The sequence below is a fragment of the Desulfosporosinus sp. Sb-LF genome (genome assembly GCF_004766055.1).
Classification (GTDB): domain Bacteria; phylum Bacillota; class Desulfitobacteriia; order Desulfitobacteriales; family Desulfitobacteriaceae; genus Desulfosporosinus.
The window spans coordinates 84,152-101,081 of sequence record NZ_SPQR01000008.1 but is presented as its reverse complement, the minus strand read 5'-3'; the positions used below and the strand labels follow the sequence as shown (position 1 = coordinate 101,081).

22 protein-coding genes are annotated in these 16,930 nt (G+C 43.2%); 1 reads left to right on the top strand and 21 read right to left on the bottom strand.

Annotation, left to right across the window (positions count from 1 at the left end; all coding sequences use genetic code 11):
• Positions 1 to 15: 15 nt before the first annotated feature.
• The 18 genes from nrfD to E4K68_RS20395 form a co-directional block, all read right to left on the bottom strand.
• The gene (gene nrfD / locus E4K68_RS13370; protein ID WP_243450361.1) at positions 16 to 912 is read right to left on the bottom strand and encodes an NrfD/PsrC family molybdoenzyme membrane anchor subunit; all 897 of its coding nucleotides are present in this window, start codon (positions 910 to 912) and stop codon (positions 16 to 18) included.
• Positions 913 to 935: 23 nt separating this feature from the next.
• The gene (locus E4K68_RS13365; protein ID WP_135379437.1) at positions 936 to 1,511 is read right to left on the bottom strand and encodes a 4Fe-4S dicluster domain-containing protein; all 576 of its coding nucleotides are present in this window, start codon (positions 1,509 to 1,511) and stop codon (positions 936 to 938) included.
• An 11-nt stretch (positions 1,512 to 1,522) separates the two neighbouring features.
• Positions 1,523 to 3,733, bottom strand: coding sequence for a molybdopterin-dependent oxidoreductase (locus E4K68_RS13360; RefSeq protein ID WP_135379436.1), 2,211 nt, complete (start codon positions 3,731 to 3,733; stop codon positions 1,523 to 1,525).
• A gap of 33 nt (positions 3,734 to 3,766) precedes the next feature.
• Positions 3,767 to 4,345 (bottom strand): YeeE/YedE thiosulfate transporter family protein, encoded by a 579-nt coding sequence (locus tag E4K68_RS13355; RefSeq protein WP_158291419.1) that lies wholly within the window; start codon positions 4,343 to 4,345, stop codon positions 3,767 to 3,769.
• Between the two features lies 1 nt (position 4,346).
• Positions 4,347 to 4,877, bottom strand: coding sequence for a YeeE/YedE thiosulfate transporter family protein (locus E4K68_RS13350; protein WP_135379435.1), 531 nt, complete (start codon positions 4,875 to 4,877; stop codon positions 4,347 to 4,349).
• A 2-nt stretch (positions 4,878 to 4,879) separates the two neighbouring features.
• Entirely contained in the window at positions 4,880 to 5,743 is an 864-nt protein-coding gene (locus E4K68_RS13345) for a cytochrome c3 family protein (RefSeq protein ID WP_135379434.1), read from the bottom strand.
• A gap of 439 nt (positions 5,744 to 6,182) precedes the next feature.
• Positions 6,183 to 6,632: an iron-sulfur cluster assembly scaffold protein gene (locus tag E4K68_RS13340; RefSeq protein ID WP_135379433.1), complete on the bottom strand. Its 450-nt coding sequence runs from the start codon at positions 6,630 to 6,632 to the stop codon at positions 6,183 to 6,185.
• Between the two features lie 234 nt (positions 6,633 to 6,866).
• The gene (locus E4K68_RS13335; RefSeq protein WP_135379432.1) at positions 6,867 to 7,721 is read right to left on the bottom strand and encodes an Mrp/NBP35 family ATP-binding protein; all 855 of its coding nucleotides are present in this window, start codon (positions 7,719 to 7,721) and stop codon (positions 6,867 to 6,869) included.
• A gap of 175 nt (positions 7,722 to 7,896) precedes the next feature.
• On the bottom strand, positions 7,897 to 8,277 hold the full coding sequence (locus tag E4K68_RS13330) for a NifB/NifX family molybdenum-iron cluster-binding protein (protein ID WP_135379431.1): 381 nt from the start codon (positions 8,275 to 8,277) through the stop codon (positions 7,897 to 7,899).
• Between the two features lie 48 nt (positions 8,278 to 8,325).
• On the bottom strand, positions 8,326 to 8,808 hold the full coding sequence (locus tag E4K68_RS13325) for a DUF134 domain-containing protein (protein ID WP_135379430.1): 483 nt from the start codon (positions 8,806 to 8,808) through the stop codon (positions 8,326 to 8,328).
• A gap of 216 nt (positions 8,809 to 9,024) precedes the next feature.
• A complete protein-coding gene (locus E4K68_RS13320) occupies positions 9,025 to 9,300 on the bottom strand; it encodes a metal-sensitive transcriptional regulator (RefSeq protein WP_135379429.1) in 276 nt (91 codons plus the stop codon).
• Between the two features lie 55 nt (positions 9,301 to 9,355).
• A complete protein-coding gene (locus E4K68_RS13315) occupies positions 9,356 to 9,937 on the bottom strand; it encodes a lytic transglycosylase domain-containing protein (RefSeq protein WP_135379567.1) in 582 nt (193 codons plus the stop codon).
• A 109-nt stretch (positions 9,938 to 10,046) separates the two neighbouring features.
• Positions 10,047 to 10,661, bottom strand: coding sequence for a dephospho-CoA kinase (coaE, locus tag E4K68_RS13310; protein ID WP_135379428.1), 615 nt, complete (start codon positions 10,659 to 10,661; stop codon positions 10,047 to 10,049).
• A 10-nt stretch (positions 10,662 to 10,671) separates the two neighbouring features.
• Complete coding sequence (gene ytaF / locus E4K68_RS13305; RefSeq protein ID WP_135379427.1) at positions 10,672 to 11,331, bottom strand: sporulation membrane protein YtaF; 660 nt, start codon at positions 11,329 to 11,331, stop codon at positions 10,672 to 10,674.
• 63 nt (positions 11,332 to 11,394) lie between these two features.
• Positions 11,395 to 13,236, bottom strand: coding sequence for an ABC-F family ATP-binding cassette domain-containing protein (locus E4K68_RS13300; RefSeq protein WP_135379426.1), 1,842 nt, complete (start codon positions 13,234 to 13,236; stop codon positions 11,395 to 11,397).
• Positions 13,237 to 13,276: 40 nt separating this feature from the next.
• Positions 13,277 to 13,714, bottom strand: coding sequence for a GNAT family N-acetyltransferase (locus E4K68_RS13295; RefSeq protein WP_135379425.1), 438 nt, complete (start codon positions 13,712 to 13,714; stop codon positions 13,277 to 13,279).
• Between the two features lie 55 nt (positions 13,715 to 13,769).
• The gene (locus E4K68_RS13290; protein ID WP_135379424.1) at positions 13,770 to 14,447 is read right to left on the bottom strand and encodes an alpha/beta fold hydrolase; all 678 of its coding nucleotides are present in this window, start codon (positions 14,445 to 14,447) and stop codon (positions 13,770 to 13,772) included.
• Positions 14,448 to 14,875: 428 nt separating this feature from the next.
• Positions 14,876 to 15,049: a hypothetical protein gene (locus E4K68_RS20395; protein WP_158291418.1), complete on the bottom strand. Its 174-nt coding sequence runs from the start codon at positions 15,047 to 15,049 to the stop codon at positions 14,876 to 14,878.
• A 63-nt stretch (positions 15,050 to 15,112) separates the two neighbouring features.
• Between E4K68_RS20395 and E4K68_RS13285 the strand changes: the two genes are divergently transcribed.
• Entirely contained in the window at positions 15,113 to 15,379 is a 267-nt protein-coding gene (locus E4K68_RS13285) for a DUF4405 domain-containing protein (protein ID WP_135379423.1), read from the top strand.
• Between the two features lie 233 nt (positions 15,380 to 15,612).
• Here E4K68_RS13285 and E4K68_RS13280 read toward each other — a convergent pair whose 3' ends face one another.
• The 3 genes from E4K68_RS13280 to E4K68_RS13270 all read right to left on the bottom strand — a co-directional run bounded on the left by E4K68_RS13280 (position 15,613) and on the right by E4K68_RS13270 (position 16,822).
• Entirely contained in the window at positions 15,613 to 16,137 is a 525-nt protein-coding gene (locus E4K68_RS13280; protein ID WP_135379422.1) for a hypothetical protein, read from the bottom strand.
• Positions 16,138 to 16,211: 74 nt separating this feature from the next.
• Positions 16,212 to 16,619: a hypothetical protein gene (locus E4K68_RS13275; RefSeq protein ID WP_135379421.1), complete on the bottom strand. Its 408-nt coding sequence runs from the start codon at positions 16,617 to 16,619 to the stop codon at positions 16,212 to 16,214.
• Complete coding sequence (locus E4K68_RS13270; protein WP_135379420.1) at positions 16,619 to 16,822, bottom strand: helix-turn-helix transcriptional regulator; 204 nt, start codon at positions 16,820 to 16,822, stop codon at positions 16,619 to 16,621. The genes E4K68_RS13275 and E4K68_RS13270 overlap by 1 nt, the downstream gene beginning before the upstream one ends.
• Positions 16,823 to 16,930 lie beyond the last annotated feature (108 nt).

Sequence of the window (16,930 nt, the reverse complement as noted above, 5' to 3'; positions counted from 1 at the left end):
CCCTCACCACTTAAACTAAAACCAGCTACTCCATTGCCCAGCGTAAGTTATAATATAACGTACAAAAAATCCACCAAAAAGAACTAGAAAACTGCTACTGATAGTCACAGGTAACGTCCAACGAACAGGAATTTTGTCCTTCAATTCCAGGTACTCCAACGAAAAGGGGACAAACAACCCGAGTCCGACACTCATAACCCAGAAAATTACTGCGAACTCTCCGTATAACAGACTTCCAAAGGCATTCGAGACGCTAGCCGAACTGAGTCTGCCCATTACGATCATTATTAATAGTATAAAGCATTCCAGAATAATGAGCAAAGCGTCAGCCTTGGTCAAAACATGCAATTCTTTGTGCCTTGCACGTTGCCATGGACTTAGAGCAGCAAAGAAAATCACGGACGCAACCCCTGTCGACAAAGCAGAGACTAAAAATAACACGGGCAACAAGGGAACAGTCCATAAGGGACGTACGGCGGCATTAAGCAGAAGTCCGGTATACGATGCCACACCTACTGATAAGAAAGGCATCCCTTTAGCTAAGCCCTTTTTCCATTTTTCCAAGGATTTCTTCTGCCCAAAAATCCGAAATTTTTCCGGAAGCCAGAGATAAAGATAGATAACACTCAATAATGAGAATAAGAGAATTGCCCAACTTCCATAAGACATCGGGGACCTGACCTGCAACGTCATGAATAAGCGATAAAAGTTAAATGGACTCCCTAGATCTAGTAAAAGAACCCCTAAACCAAAGGAAATGGGGAAGGGTGAAATAAAGGCACCCCAACGGCCAACGCGCTCATAATCTTGGCCGCCATAGAGCAAGGCAAGATTGGACGTAACCATGGCTCCTGCACTTATTCCTGCTGTGAAGAGGTAAATAACAATCAATAAGCCCCATGTTATTTCCACGTGAAAACTCCCTCCTAAGCCCGTTATTTGCCCACGGGTATTTCTGGAACCACGTCATCAATATAATATATATTTGGACCCGTTCCCACTTGTTTAAGCAACTGACGGGTCGGATATTTTTCGATCAGTTTCGAAACGACACTATTCGGGTCATTTAGGTCGCCTGCCTGGCGGGATTTTCCTAAGCATGTTTGAACACACGCTGGCTGAAGTCCTTGCTCCAAGCGCTGTAGACAGAAAGTACACTTGTCAGCCTTTCCCGTTTCAGGATTAGCAAAGCGAGCATCATACGGACAAGCCGTGATACAGTATTTACACCCAATGCATTTACGGGCTTCGACTAAAACAATCCCATCTGGACGTTTATAAGAAGCCCCAGTCGGACATACGGAGACACAAGGAGGATGCTCACAATGCATACAGTTTCCAGGACGAAAGACTTCCTTAACATTGGGGAACTTCCCCTGAACTCCGCTACTTTTCACCCAATTTCGCGTTTTACCAATGGGCACGTCATTTTCCGCGCGGCAAGCCACCATGCAAGCATCGCAGTCGATACAGCGCGAGGTAATGATGACAAATCCCATGCGAACAGCCATATTTTCTCCTCCTACGCCTTACTCACTGTTACAAAGGTTTCACTCAAGGCCGAACCTCCCGAGATCGGGTCTGTGATGGTCTTGTGTAGGGCTGAATCACTTGCTCCAAGCTTATAAGCAGATTTAAGTCCTTTGCTTATGTGCCCAAACCCTCCGACCATGAAGATACAGTCCGGACGTATACCCTCTGTTACATAGGCTTTAATACTCACCTTGCCGACTTCACTCTCCAACACCACTTGATCATCCTTCTTAACCCCGAGCTTGGCGGCTACTGAAGTGTGCAACCAGGCCCGATTTTCAGGAAAGACTTCCAGTAGCCAGCGATTGTTCTGTGTGAACATCTGAGAGTGCTGGGCAGTTTTTCCCGTCAAGAGATAATAGTGATCTAACGCTGGGCGGGGCGGTTCATTCCAGGTGGGTACCGCTTTCTTGCCCATCTGAGCCATTATACTTGAGGAAATTTCCACTTTTCCGCTGCTAGTTTGAAATTCGAAGTCCTTGGAATGGTCTTCCTTTAGATTTTTAACGACATAGTGCCCTGCACGCTGTAGTTCCTCTAAGCTTACTGAAAACGGTTTGAGTTGCCGTGTTAAGAGATCCTTTTCATCCTTATAGGGCAGGAACTCTCCCAGTCCTAACTTATCCGCCAGTTCCTTATAGATCATTAAGCTACTTTTGGTATCATATAAAGGCTCTATCACGGGTTGACGGACAAATATTTTATTCCCAATCGGTACTAAACCGTCATAGCGTTCGAGATAACTAGATTCTGGCAAAATCACATCCGCATAATACGCTGTGTCGCTTGCTTGAATATCGATGACTGCCACAAAATCCAACTTCATAAAAGCATTAATTGTTTTTTGTCGTTCTGGGATCGAGAGGATTGGATTTTGCCTAGAAATTAACCATCCTTTGGCCTCATACGGTTTACCCGTTAAAATATTATCCCGCATCGTCTGGATGACACCATAGGATAAGGGTACCATGGGATACTGCCAAGGAACTCCATCAAGGCGCATTCCCTGAGCCATCGGGAAGGGGGGATGGGACAGAACTCCAAGCTTAGCAGTGTTGATTTCCTGGTCAGGAATGAGTCCGCCCGGCTGTGCCCAGTTGCCCATCAGGGCATTAAGCACGGCAATGGATCGTTCTGTTTGGAACGAATTCACAAAGTTAGACGTTCTCCAGTTAGGATGGGCAATGGCCGCAGGAGCAGCAGCTGCAAACTCCCGCGCGATCCTGCGAATGGTCGTTGCTGCGATCTCACATTTCTGCTCCGCCCATTCAGGCGTATAGTCCTTCACTTCAGTGGTCAGATCTTCGAAACCCTGAGTATACTTTTTGATAAACGTTGTATTGTACAATTTTTCATTTATGATGACATTAATCATTGCAAGGAAGAAGGCCGAATCTGTACCAGGACGCGTTGGCAGCCATTCTGTCGCTTTCGCCGCCGTCTTGCTGAAACGTGGATCAAGTACAACGACCTTAACCCCTCTAGCCACCATTTCGATCATTTCCTGAGTTTCGTTATTGGAAATTCCCTCCGCCAGATTTCTGCCCGTGAAAATCATATACTTGCAATTCTTATAGTCTGTCCCCGGTTGCGGTACACCGTAGGTATACAGAAATCCGGTTGTCATGGCATTAAAACACAAACTTCGCTGCGTGCCGTAATTAGGAGTTCCATAGGCTTTAAGCAGAATCTCAAAAAACGGTTGAGATAAATTATCCGTAGAGTTGAACATCATAGCCTTAGCGCCGTACTTGTCTTTGATTTTCTTCATTTGGTCTGCCGTATAGCTCAAAGCTTCATCCCAAGAAGCCCTACGCCACAAGCCGCTCCCTCTTGCCCCTGCCCGAATCATTGGGAATTTAATGCGATCCGGGCTATACATTGTTTCTATGCCTGCATTCCCACGAGGGCATAGCTTTCCTAAATTATTGGGGTGATCAGGATTCCCTTCCAACTTCTTCACTACGCCATTTTCGACCTTAGCTATTACTCCACACCGCCATACACACTGCTCGCAAATAGTGGTAACCATCTTTGCACCCGTTGCTGATGTCTGCGCTGAATCTTGACTCGCACCAACGCTGGTTCCCGGCGCTAGAAGCCCAAAGCCAGCGGTAGCGCCCAGAGCTGCACCTGCGGCAGTTCCTTTAATAAACTGACGGCGGCTGAACAATTGATTCCAAGTATACACTTTGGACACATGGAGGCCTCCTTTCCTTGGGAGATAGAATGATTAATTCACGTTTAAGTCGTTGACCTGTGTCTTTGAAGCGCCTTTAGACTTCTCCATAATTTTTGAACCCACATAGAACACAATAGTACACAGGACAAAGAGCGAGATGAACAGCCAATGATTGACATTAAGAAGATCTTCCAGAGTTTTTTGACCGTAGGAGCCAATGGTCGATATTTTCATGAAAATCGATTGGTAAGTGGCCCCAAAAATAACCCCACCAACGAGAAAACCTAAAATTCCCGGAATCAAATAGTCTAAATTTCCCTGACCACAACCTGTGATCAATGTACCCGGTCACGTGCCGGCGATGGCCATACCGACCCCAAAAAGCAGCCCACCAAGAAGGTTTCCAACTATATAAGTGGAAGAAACTTGGTCGAGTTGGATAAAACCAAGATCTTTCAGAGTATAGAGACCCACAAGTCCCACTGAGATCCCCGTCATCATAAGTTTCATGATGGTATTATCCTTAAACCGAAATTGATTGACGATCTTATGATAGTGAGCTAGACCCGCCTTTTGAAGAGCGAACGCGAAGAAAAAGCCAATGATTAAGGGGGCAACATACGTTGTCATATTAATAATCACCTCCATACAAAATCTTTGTCGTGATGATACCTGACACGAACAGTCCTGCTATAAAGAGCAGTCCAGCTGGAGATAGTTGCATCGTTCCTGAAATAGCTAAACCACTCGTACACCCTCCGGCAATGCCCGCGGAATACTCGATTATGATCCCACCAAGAAAAATCAACGCCCAACGCTTCAGCTTACTGGGTCCAAAGTTCTGTGTCCATTGCTGATCCGGCATCATTCTGAACTTAAAATCCTTAGACCATTTACTCGACACGAACGCCCCCAGCAGCATGCCTGCAAAGAGTACGATTTGAAAACTAACAACCGGTGGCATCTGGAATTTGAAGTACATAGAATTGGCCAAGTTTAAATGAAATGTTTTTAAAAGGATACTGTCAATACTCTCAATGCCACCTGAAGAGCCAATGGTTTTGTCGACCAAAACATAGGAAGCGATGGCAGTCAGTCCCAAAAGAACTCCTGCTGCCCAAGGGGACCATACTTTTTCCTTCATCTTCTCATTAAAGGACACTGTTAATTCTCCCCCTTTCCATTCTTCTCACCTAACAAGGCCAAAGACTTAAGTTCGTTTTCATCCATCGTTGTGATGGCTTGCAACAATAGACTCCCGTGTTCACGTTCTAGAATTTTTTGGAGAGCCAAGACAGTGTGCATGTCTCCTTTTAGTAATTGGGTGAATACGTCTTGAACTTCCAGTGGCAGAGTGTTAAATGGAACATTCTTGTGCTTTCCTTGCGCGAAGGCCCAGGGCCATAACCCTTTTTTCCATTTCCAGAGCAGGACAGCTAAAACCAAGAGTGCCAAGATGTCTGCGATGACGATCGCCCAAGCCAGCCAGGGTAATTTACCACTTTTGTTGAAATCTAGGATGTCAAAGTTAGGATTTGCGCTGGGCGGAACTTGCGTTGCTGCAGGAGACGGAGTGACTGCTCCAGTCCCTGTCGCGGGAGCCGTTCCAGCCGCTGAGGCGCCTGGTTCTGCAGGGTTAGTTCCTGTAGAAGTTGAAGTTGTTGCAGCTCCGCCATATTTTGCGACCCGAGCTGCTGCATCTGCAGGGTGACAGGATGCACAGGATTGTCCCGGTTGCGCAAGGGGCTTTGCGACGACTCCTACATGAGCTTTAGCCTTGTCCGTTTCCGTTGCTACTCCAACATGACAAGCCTGGCAAAAATCCCCGAAGGCATGCTGGGTATGCCAATCCCCCTTTTTGGAGACGGGATCCGATCCTTGAACCTCATGACAGGTTTTACAGGAGGAGGTTGATGCCCCACAGGCAGCCTGGGTATCTTTTGGCGTCGTTAGCCAAAAAGAACCTAGAAGAACAACACCGAATACCCCAAAGACTAAGGCTAATGTAGACAACTTTTTTCTTTTCACGTTTTCTCCTCACCTCACAAATTGATATTCGTTAGTCTAACGCTCCCCACCCCCCTAGGGAGGGGTATATTTACCCTAAGAATACACCGAAACATTTAAGCGGTCAATATCTTTTTGAAAATCAAACATCTTTTATGGAAATCCTACAAACCTGTAGATTCATGAATACTGCTAAGATGTTTTACTCAAATATATAGCTCCCTGGATACCGTCACAAAGTATGCATCCCAAACTTCGACCTTACGCGAATCCATAGGAGAGTTGAAGGATGAATTGGAACGCCGTAAATAACCGTTTAAAAAGACTGGGACCTCATTAGTGAGGTCCCAGTCTTTAAACGGGCATAATTATTCAACCGTGCCTATTGTATACAATTCCTTATTCATCACACATCATTTTCTCCATCGAAAGAATTTTCACCTGATAAGTCTAAGGAGTCTTAGACTATCTTTTGCCTATGTGCTCTTACTTTCAAGGACGGCTTTGACGTAATGTTATGGTCAATTTGAGAACTATAAATACCCCGTTTTTCAGAATAATTTCCGATGGCTTTGCGCAATACGGCTACTCCCAAATTAGAGCAATACTGTTTATCCTCTGGCAAGCCCTTTAAGGAATTGATGACATCCTGCACGGATATTTTCATTGCTTCGTCAATGCTCTTGCCCTTTGCCAAAACATTAATTACGCTACCTGTTGCTGCAACAGATGCAGTGCACCCCACTGCCAAAAAACTAATCTCTGTGATAATTCGAAACTGTACCTTGACATAAATAGTCAAAGCCCCCCCGTTATTTAGGTCTTCAACAGTTCCTACCCCATCCGCGTCTGGCATACTACCAACATTCTGCGGACAATCAAAATGCTCAACAACTTTTTCTGAATACAATTTCGGTCACCACCTCTATAATTTAATACCTCTAAATATATAGTATGATCTATTAAATATCAATTATTTTTCGTCAATATTCTAGGAAAAAAGATTAATTTGTCGTTTCATGATAGGCTTTAAGAGAAAATCCAGAGGCAAGGTGACCCTACGAAATCTATTGTTAAACGGAAAAGAATAAGATCAGGACTATGTTATGTACGTTGTAACAGTTCCTGATCTTACTTTTTTCAATTAGGCCAGATTCTTATCACCGTTCGATTTGATCTGTTCAGCTAAATGCTTCGCAATTTGATCAAAACCGGAGGATTGGTAATCTTCGATTTTGCCTGCATCCGATAACTCAGCCAATGCTGGGTCAAGCGGAAGCTCTCCCAAATAAGGAATAGAATTACGATCCGCTGCTTCCTGGCCTTTGGGCTTCCCAAAAACTTCGATCCTCTTAGAGCAATCGGGACATTGCACATACGCCATATTTTCGACCAATCCGTAAATTGGCGGTTTATAGTTTCGTACCATTTTGATCGCTTTTCGCACCACCATGTTAGCCAATGACTGTGGACTTGTCACCATAACAATTCCGTTGATAGGTAACGATTGGAATACCGTAATCGGCACATCCCCCGTACCAGGAGGCATGTCAATTAATAAATAATCCAGGTCACCCCAAATTACATCCGTCCAAAACTGGTTGACAAGCTGAGAAATGAGTGGTCCACGTAAAATTACTGGATCATCTTCATTTTCTATCATAAGATTTAACGACATCACTTTAATACCACCGCGGCTTGTTGGAGCAATGATTCCTCCCTCACTGGCACCTGCTTTTCCTGTCACACCGAAGATTTTAGGAATACTTGGCCCAGTTATGTCAGCGTCTAAAACCCCTACTTTATATCCCTGGCGCATTAAGCTTACAGCCAACATACCAGTAACTGAGGATTTACCGACGCCTCCTTTGCCGCTCATGACTGCAATGACCTTGTCAACGTGGCTTGCTTTTTGAGCCTTTGTCTTTTGGGGCTCAGTGGAACAACTTTCAGTGGTACAGGAACCTGCTGCTGAACAGCTATGGCACGACTCGCTCACAGAAAATGCCTCCCTTTCTAATCATCGGCTTTTACCTCTTATAAGGGATAATAAGCCAAATTTATATTACTACCGTGATTCTTCTCTTGTCAAGTTTGTCTCCGTTCCTTCCTTTATTACTTAATTTGCGCTCCTAGGAACTCCAAGAGGATAAAGAAATGCTTAGAACTATAACTTAGTGGTGGTGATGTCCGTGATCATGTCCATCACCATGATCATGTGCGCAGATAGATCCGGTACTCACAATCTTACCCTGGGCATACAAATTTGCTACATCAACCACGTTTCCAGAGGCACCCGATACGACTTCAAGCCCCACAGCATTAAGGCCGTTAATCATGCCCCCACCAATTCCACCGCAGACGAGCACCTCGACTCCTTTACTCTTAAACATATTTGCGAGTCCTGCATGTTGGTGCTGTAGACCTGTTGAACTTAGTAATTCCATAAAACGAGCTTGATCGCCCTCGATTTCGAACACTGAAAATCCCGCTGCTCGTCCAAAATGAGCATCTAGAACTTCACCGTTTGTTGGAATCGCAATCTTTTTTGACATAATGAACCCTCCTATAATAATTATTTTAGGCCCTCTGTTCTAAATCGCTCAAGATGAACAGCATCCACCCTTGCCATGCCCATCATTATGACCACTGCCACAGGCATGCTTAGTCCCATTGTTTAGCTTCATCTTCTTCATGCTCCCACAATTGGGACAAGCGATTTCATATCCGTGTTTACCTCCTAAAGCGCATGGCTCGACCTCCCATACATGGGCGCATCCAACGCACTCAAACACCCGATTTTTCATCAAATAGTTACCACCTCGAATGATAATTGGTCGTCCTTCGACTAAAGCAGTGGCAACTTTCGACCTAGCTGAGCCTAAAATTCGCTGAAACGTAGCTCTGGAAACCCCCATAGACGCTGCACATTCGACTTGATCCAAACCCACTTTGTCTTTAAGACGAATGGCCTCAAGTTCCTCTAGTAGGATTATTATTTCCTGCAAACAGGACTGTCCCAGAGGAATAAATGTTTGGCAAACTATTGCATCGTCGATCAGGCCACAACAACGCTGCCTTGACATTAGATCAGCTCCTTTTGGGCATATGCTCAAATCAAGTATATCCAAAGTTAGGAAATAAATCAATGACAAACCACAAATTCCCTATAATATAACAGTCTTTTATCCCTCATACGTTTAATTTTATCAGTTACGTCGACCCTCAATTCCCAAGATAGTCAAAAAGCCGTCAACTCCGAGAAGTTTGACGACTTAAAACCCAGCTTATAGATATTATTACTAATTGAGTTTCATCAATGTTTCAATCGCCTTGTTAAGAGCCTCTTGACGATTCTCCCCTTGGTCGATTGCCTCAATTATACACGTATTGGCATACCGTTGTGCAACAATAACAGATACTTTATGTATAGCAGAACGAATGGCGACAAGCTGTAGTAATATTTCTTCACAACTCTTCTCTTCTTCCATCATTCGTTCAACTCCCGAAATATGTCCACGCACTGTTTTAAGACGAGTCAGAATCCGTGATACTTCTTCAGGATCTACCTCTTTCACTAGACTTCTTCCTTTCACTACATATGATTAAACCACGACTATTTAAAACCACCAGTTAGTCTCGATAAAGTAAACTATATTTTCGATAACTACTCAAGACACGCCCTACATAATCCCGAGTTTCCCTAAAAGGAATATCCTGTTGAAGCATGTTGGCCGGATCAATTTGACCGGTTTTGATCCATTCTTGCACATGCCCTCTTCCACCATTGTAGGCCGCAATCACTAACATTGTATTATTAGAAAATACCTTTTGCAAACTGGAAAGGTACCAAGTTCCGTATTGAATATTCTTTTCTGGATTATTTAGATCCTCGTCCCGATATGTCTTGTCTCCAATGCTGTCTGCAATTGATTGTGCCGTACTAGGCATTAACTGCATTAGCCCTTTGGCACCTTTATGTGATTCGGATTGGGGAAGGAACTTACTCTCCTCCCGGATCACGGCGACAACAAACAAAGGATCAACTCCATACTGCGCTGCATATTTTTCTATGATAGTCCGGTGTGGATACGGATAAATGATCTTCTCTAAGACTGGGATTTGCAATAGACTATAAGCCGCTAAGATGGTTAGCAAGCTAAAAATGCTTATTCTTTTAACCATCGTCCAACGCTTTGATTTATTTTTACCCATCACCGACATCAGGCGCAGGAAACTCCTCGTTTAAACAAGGGGATGTTACGCCCGTTCCTTTCTATCATAATTTTAGCTATTGGCTAACTGTACTACTAAACATGAGCGATTATGTATCACTGGAGCTTAGCCTTCTCAGTAATTTATTCCACAACTCTTTAAGCTGGCATTCAGTTTCACGCAGATTTCCGGAGTTATCAATTACGACATCCGCTCGGTTACGCTTTTCATCTAAAGACCATTGGGCGGCGATACGGGCTCCCACCTCTGCCTGACTCAGCTTGTCCCGCACAAGAACGCGGTCAATTTGCAGGTTCCGTGGTACCCACACAACCCAAACCTCGTCGACAAACAGCTCGAAACCCGCTTCAAAAAGTAAAGGCACATCCCACACACAAATTTCGATCCCTGTATCCCGAAGCGTGGCCAGCTCATCGTTCATGCATTCCACTACGCGAGGATGTACGACGCGCTCTAAGCGCCTTCGTGCATCCTCATTACCAAAAACTCGAGCACCCAGTTTAGAACGACTAATTTTTCCGTTTTCCTCTAGGATAGCAGGCCCGAATTCTCCAATCAGTTTTGAAATAATCGACAGATCCGATTCTAACAAACGGTGCACCGTTTTGTCGGCATCTAATACCGGAACCCCATGTTTTCTAAACCATTGGGCAACCGTAGATTTACCGCTTCCGATCCCACCCGTCAGTCCGATAGTCAACAAATACCTCACCTCAGATCAATTTACCCAGTCCTATCAAGATTAACACAACGCCCGGTAAAAATTCCGCTTTAGCCGTCCAGTTTTCAGGGATTTTGCCGGCCATCTGTTGGCCTCCACGTAACATCATTATTTGTGTTATGGCCACGACCCCAACGACGGATAGAGTCATTCCTGCCATTGCCGCTCCTATTCCGCTGGCAAAAGCATCCATAGCTAATGCACTGCCAAGGAGCAGACTTTCACGGAAATTAATCCCTCCAGAGCCATCAACATCCGCTATATCCGGTGTCTTTAACACCTGAATCACTAATCCCAAAAAACGAAATTGAAATCGAAAGATCGGCTCCATCACCGGCATCTGAAGTGTCACAGCCATCGCCGGAACCGCTTCCGGGAATATTTCCCGTTTACGATTCCATATTGCCTTGGACAGTTGAAAAACTCCCAGAGCTAGCAAAATGACAGCCCCTAATAAACTTGCTGGAATAAACCTAAGCCATAACATCACCCAACTGCCAAAAAGCATGGATGTACCCATTGCAAAAACGGTACACAGGGCAATGACAATAAGAGAACTCATTGGTATGCGAATGCGGCGTAGCCCATAGGCCAACCCTACACCAAATCCATCTAAACTTAAAGCCACTGCCATAAGTAAAGCTACTCCCATATATGTATCCCTCCACCTTGCGACTTCAGGATAATATATGGGTTTAGACTCTATTTGGTGAAATCAATCGCTACCTGCAACCCATTCTTCTAAGACACTATCTAAGCGTTTCTGAACTTTCTCGGATTCTTCGTGTAGCTTCATGGCTAATTCATAATTAGTATTTGCTAGGGAAAGTTCTGATTCTAAGGTTTGGAGCGCCTCTTCTAGCTCTTCGATTTCTAGTTCCAGTTGCTTCATACGCTTTTTTTCTCGCGCTAAATTACGAGTTTCTTGCTGTTCTTGGTTAATAGGCTTAGAACTTCGTTCGAGCGGTGCTACGACCGTTTCTTCTTGCTGTTTATATTCCTTGAAACCGGTGTAATCTCCTTCATAGAGTGACAGCCCAACTGTTGTTAATTCTGCGATCTTACCAACAACTTTGTCCAAAAAATATCGGTCATGGGAAACAACAAGCACGGTACCGTCATACTCTTGGAGAGCCTCTTCAAGCACTCCACGGGTTTCAGCGTCAAGATGATTAGTAGGTTCATCCAATAACAACAAGTTTCCTTGCTCGAGGAAAAGTTTACACAAAGCCAAACGGCTCTTTTCTCCCCCGCTCAGTACAGAAACGTGCTTAAAAACGTCATCTTGCCTAAATCCATACCGTGCGAGCAAATTCCTAATTTCCGGGTCCTTCAAATTCGAGACATTCCGAATCTCGTCCATTAGGGTTCCCGAACTACCCAAATTCTCATGTTCTTGTGAATAGTAGGCAATCTTTACATTCGCACCTAAGCGAATGGTTCCCTTAAAAGGAGCCTGATGGAGAATCGCTTTCAGAATAGAGGTCTTGCCAACTCCATTTTTTCCCAACAAAGCAACCCGATCTCCCCGTCTCAAATCCAACTGAACTTTTTGAAAGAGGGTACGGGCTCCGTAGGTGATGGTAAGATCATCGATCAAAAGAACACGATCCCCACTTCGTCCCCCACTTTGAAGCGTAATAGCAAGCCCATGATCTACCTTTGTGACCTGGATCGGTTTTAGCTTCTGCAGTTGACTTTCGCGCCCGCGTGCCTGTTTCGAATTTACCCCTGCCTTATTTCTCCGGACATACTCCTCAAGTTTGGCAATTTTCTTCTCCAACCGCTCTGCTTCACGGCCTATTGTTTTACTTTCTATAATGCGCAGAAGTTCATATTCTGAGTAATTACCAGTATATGACTTTAATCCCCCATTTTCCAGGCAAAACACCCGAGAGATGGTACGATCCAAAAAGTAACGATCGTGAGAAACAATGAGCAAGGCCCCCGGATAATCTCGCAAATATCCCTCTAACCACTCTAGAGCAGCGATATCTAAGTGATTTGTTGGCTCATCCAAAATCAGAAGTTCAGGGGATCTAAGCAACAGCTTACACAAGGCTAGTCGAGTCTTTTGTCCCCCACTCAAGGTGGTAACTAGGGAATTTATCTCTGCCTCTAGTCCAAGCCCAGACAAGATTCTCCGGACCAAAGCTTCTAAAGCATATCCCCCCTGCCGCTCAAACAACTCAGTCAAAGCAGCATATTGTTCCATGACTTTCTCACTAGGTGTAAGTGCCATCTTTTCTTCTAATTCACGCAGTTGGTCCTGCATTTGTAACAAATCCGCTCGTTCTTGGATTACACACTCAAAAACGTTCCCCTCATCCTCGACAATCGGAGTTTGAGGAAGATATCCGTACGAGCCAAAAATTTGCACTTCTCCGCTTTCTAAACGTATATCTCCCAAGCAGGCTCGAATTAGGGTAGTTTTACCCGCCCCATTCGGGCCGACCAGTGCAGCCTTTTCTCCATGTTCCAGAGCAAAACTAATCCGCCGAAAGAGCGGATCACCTGAAATATCGACGCCGCAATCCCGGCAAAATAAAACACTCATTTCTCTAGCTAGCCCCTTTTTTTAAAGTGAAGGAGGAAATTTACCGGTTTATCGACATGCTTATATGTTCAATCCCTGCTTCTTCATAAATATCTCCATATGCCTTGTATCCTAATTTCCGATAGAATCCTTCAACTTCCTTTTGAGCATGGACGTGTACTTCACTGGCACCATGATGGATCGCTTTGTCTTTTAATAGGTTAACCACTAAAGCTCCAACATTCTTAGCCCTATGCTCTTTGAGAACTGCTACTCTTCCAATTGAGTATTCTCCATATTTGAAGACTAATCTTCCGGTCCCTATTGGTTGACTATTTTCATAAATAACAACGTGGTCAGAACTCTGGTCATAACTATCTCTTTCTATCGTCTCAGATATGCCTTGTTCATCAATAAAAACTTGCTTTCTGATGAAAAAAGCATCCGTAAGGTCATCAATTCCTCTAAAAAACTTATTGGTTATCATTTTTTCCTCCATTGAGAGCCCATTGAACCTAATCTTTCGCATTTCACTATATCATACCCACTGCTTTCTAACAATCATGCGAATCAGGTTCATCTTGGCCCTGAAAAGTTCCGTTTTGCAAGAAGTTATCTATGAGAATTGCAATATCAAATTTGTGGTGTATTTCCATGTGACCAAACCGTTTGACAATAAAATCTTTCATTCCTTCTAGTTTGGTCGAATCAACTTCAACCCTACCATCATTTTCATTAGGTAGAAGAATCCCTAACAATAGATTACATTTATTGCCTGCTATCACTCCTATTTCAGGACATGGAATATTAACGGGTTTCGGAATCTGAGTACCATTAGTTTTGAGCTCACTTATAGGCTTAAAGACTTTTGCTACTGGTGGGAAAATCTTGTGAGCTAGGTCGGCAAGTTTGGATCCACTATTGGGTGTTGCAATTAATACACATCGACCTAAGTTTGGAAAGGAGTGTTTCGCTAGATAATTCCTAATGATGAGGCCACCCATACTGTGTCCAACCAAATGGATCTGCTGCTGTTTTGCCATGGAAGAAAGCACTTTAACAAGCTCACTTTGTAGAACTTTATTACAGTCGTCTAGTGTCCCAAACCTGGTAGGAAGATTAATTGTAACACAATAGTATCCTAGGTCAGTTAAGTTGGATTTGAGGGTACACATGTCTGATTCATTTTTGTTGAATCCATGGATTAAAACCACCGTCTTGTTGTTTTGCATTTCTTAACTCCTAAAATTCCGCATGCTGAGTCAAAAGTGAAATGCGAGCCATACACTAAAACGCCCTATGTTTGATGGCTACGGCAGATCCTACTTGGAACAAAGGCATTGCATTCCCCAGTATTTTAACAAGAAGTCATTCCAAGGACAATTACTTCTCCTTCGAAAATAGCCTTACAAACAACCAAGCGTTAATTATAAGTACACCGATTGCAATAACTAACGAATAGGGTTTAATGGATGTTATAAACCCCTGCTCCTCTGATTTTCTCCAGATTGATCGTGGGAGACACTTTGCGATATAGTCCCGTTGTCGAGATTTGACTTTGGACATATTTGAAAAAGCTGCCCATCTGGGCGTTTCACATAGGCACTATTGCTAATAAAGGAGAAATTGCTTTCCTTACCGCCGGAATTTACATACCATTTTATACAGGCGAGATCGCCGAGAAGCCCTCAACAATTAGCGCATCTTGGTCTTGTCGAAATGATTCAAATTCTTCTGCGTGTAACATTCGAGTAAGGGCATCTGCACCAAAACTAACTTGTGGAGTACCAAAAAAGAACGCCAATAGCCAAAATGCCAGAAAACACTTTCTCATAATGACCTCCTTTCTCACGCTTTATCTCTTTCAAGAAAGTACTAAACCCTGGCAACCCAAGATATGATTAATTGGGTGGTATATATGAATAAAGCAAAAAGAAATTTCCTAGTAGACACTACGTTAATTTCTTTAATATTAGTCGCTACAATCACCGGCCTACTTGTCTGGCTTGTCTTCCCGTTCCATTCCGGCCGTGACGAACTTACTTTATTACTTGAGGATATTCACAAATGGGCTTCTGTAACTCTTGTCATTGTCACCGTTTACCACCTCGTAACCCATTGGGAGTGGTACAAGAAAACCTTCCAAAACCTGCGGAGATTATAATTATCCTTGTTACTAGCAACGTTCCGAGGGTTTGCGACGTCGGGTTATTACATTCATTCCCCGATGTCGCAAACCCTCTACTATACGAAACCACGGCAATACTATGCCTTCATAGTTAATCACACTGTCTACATGTATTTTAGTATTCGGTTAAATCATCCCATTGTTTTTGTGCGACCATGTTAAGTAAGCTATAAATCTGGCAAAGTGTCGGTAATACGAAAACCTCTCTATCACTCGTCAATCATTACACTGCTCAATTTCCATGTACCACCATCTTGGACATAACCGACATTTAATGTATAAATTCGGTCCACGTATTTGTAACCCGTGGTATATCCAGCATCATACATCTCGTAGATTGCGCTATAATTACCGCCATTCTTCATAAATGCTCTTTGCCTTAGGTTCATTGGCTTATCTGGGATAATAAACTCATAGTCCCCGGCATTTGAACTGGTTATCATTTTTTTGTCCTTAATATGAATTGTCGGGGCTAGATTCTTTTGTGCCGATTCATAATCCCCTTTAGTCAAAGATCTCAAAGTAATATTCAGGTTGCTATCTAAAGTATTCCGTAACTCGTAAAGTTCTTCATGCTCCTTAACCTTGTTGTTTGCAGCTTCGTTTTGTTGTTTCAGCAATTCTATTTTCGTCTTAAGCTGAGCATTCTCCTTAACTTGACCTTGATTTGTGCATCCAGTTAAAACTAAAATGCATATTGAAACTAAGATCGTACTTCTAATTTTTCTACCCATCTAATTCTCCCCCAATGTCAGAGGCCTCAATTGAACGGCGGCCGCTATAAGCGTCTAATAATTTATGATTAGTCTTAATATTTTCTATGGTATATAGCAACAAAAAGGAAATATACGACGGACATAAATACTAGCGTGAAGATTGCAAATTTCTGCACTGATACGCTAATGGCATTACTTAATACTACAGCAATGAAAATATACCGATAGGAAACCCAAAAAGCCGTATGCCCAGCTTTAGAGTTAATATAGGTATTCCGCTCTTCTTTTTCAAGTTGAATGTTCCTACCAAATCCAGCGTGCTTCTTGGCTTTTTGATAAATTAGAAGCATTCCTACCCCAGTTGGAATAAATCCAATTGCAATTCCAATCATCACAGGTTTTTCAAAGCCTATAACGAAACCAGTTAAAGCTATAATGCCGACAAGGATAAAGATAGCCGAATAGATTATTTCTCTTTTCAGATATTCATTTCTTCTCATCAAATATCCTCCTCTTCAAATATAAAGACTTCTTCAATTGGCAAGTTGAACACTCTTGAAATCTTATACGCAAGAAAAATAGAGGGATTGTATTTGCCATTTTCCAGTGAAATAATTGTTTGCCTTGATACTTCAACTTTTTCAGCCAAATCCAGTTGAGTCAAATCAAATTGCTCCCTAAGATTCCTTATCTTGTTTTTCAACTTTAAGCTCCTTCGCACTTGTTATGTGAAGCTCACTTTACATAACAAGTATATGTTGTTTAACCTCTTGCAATGTCAAGTTCACTTTACATCTATATTATAAAGAAA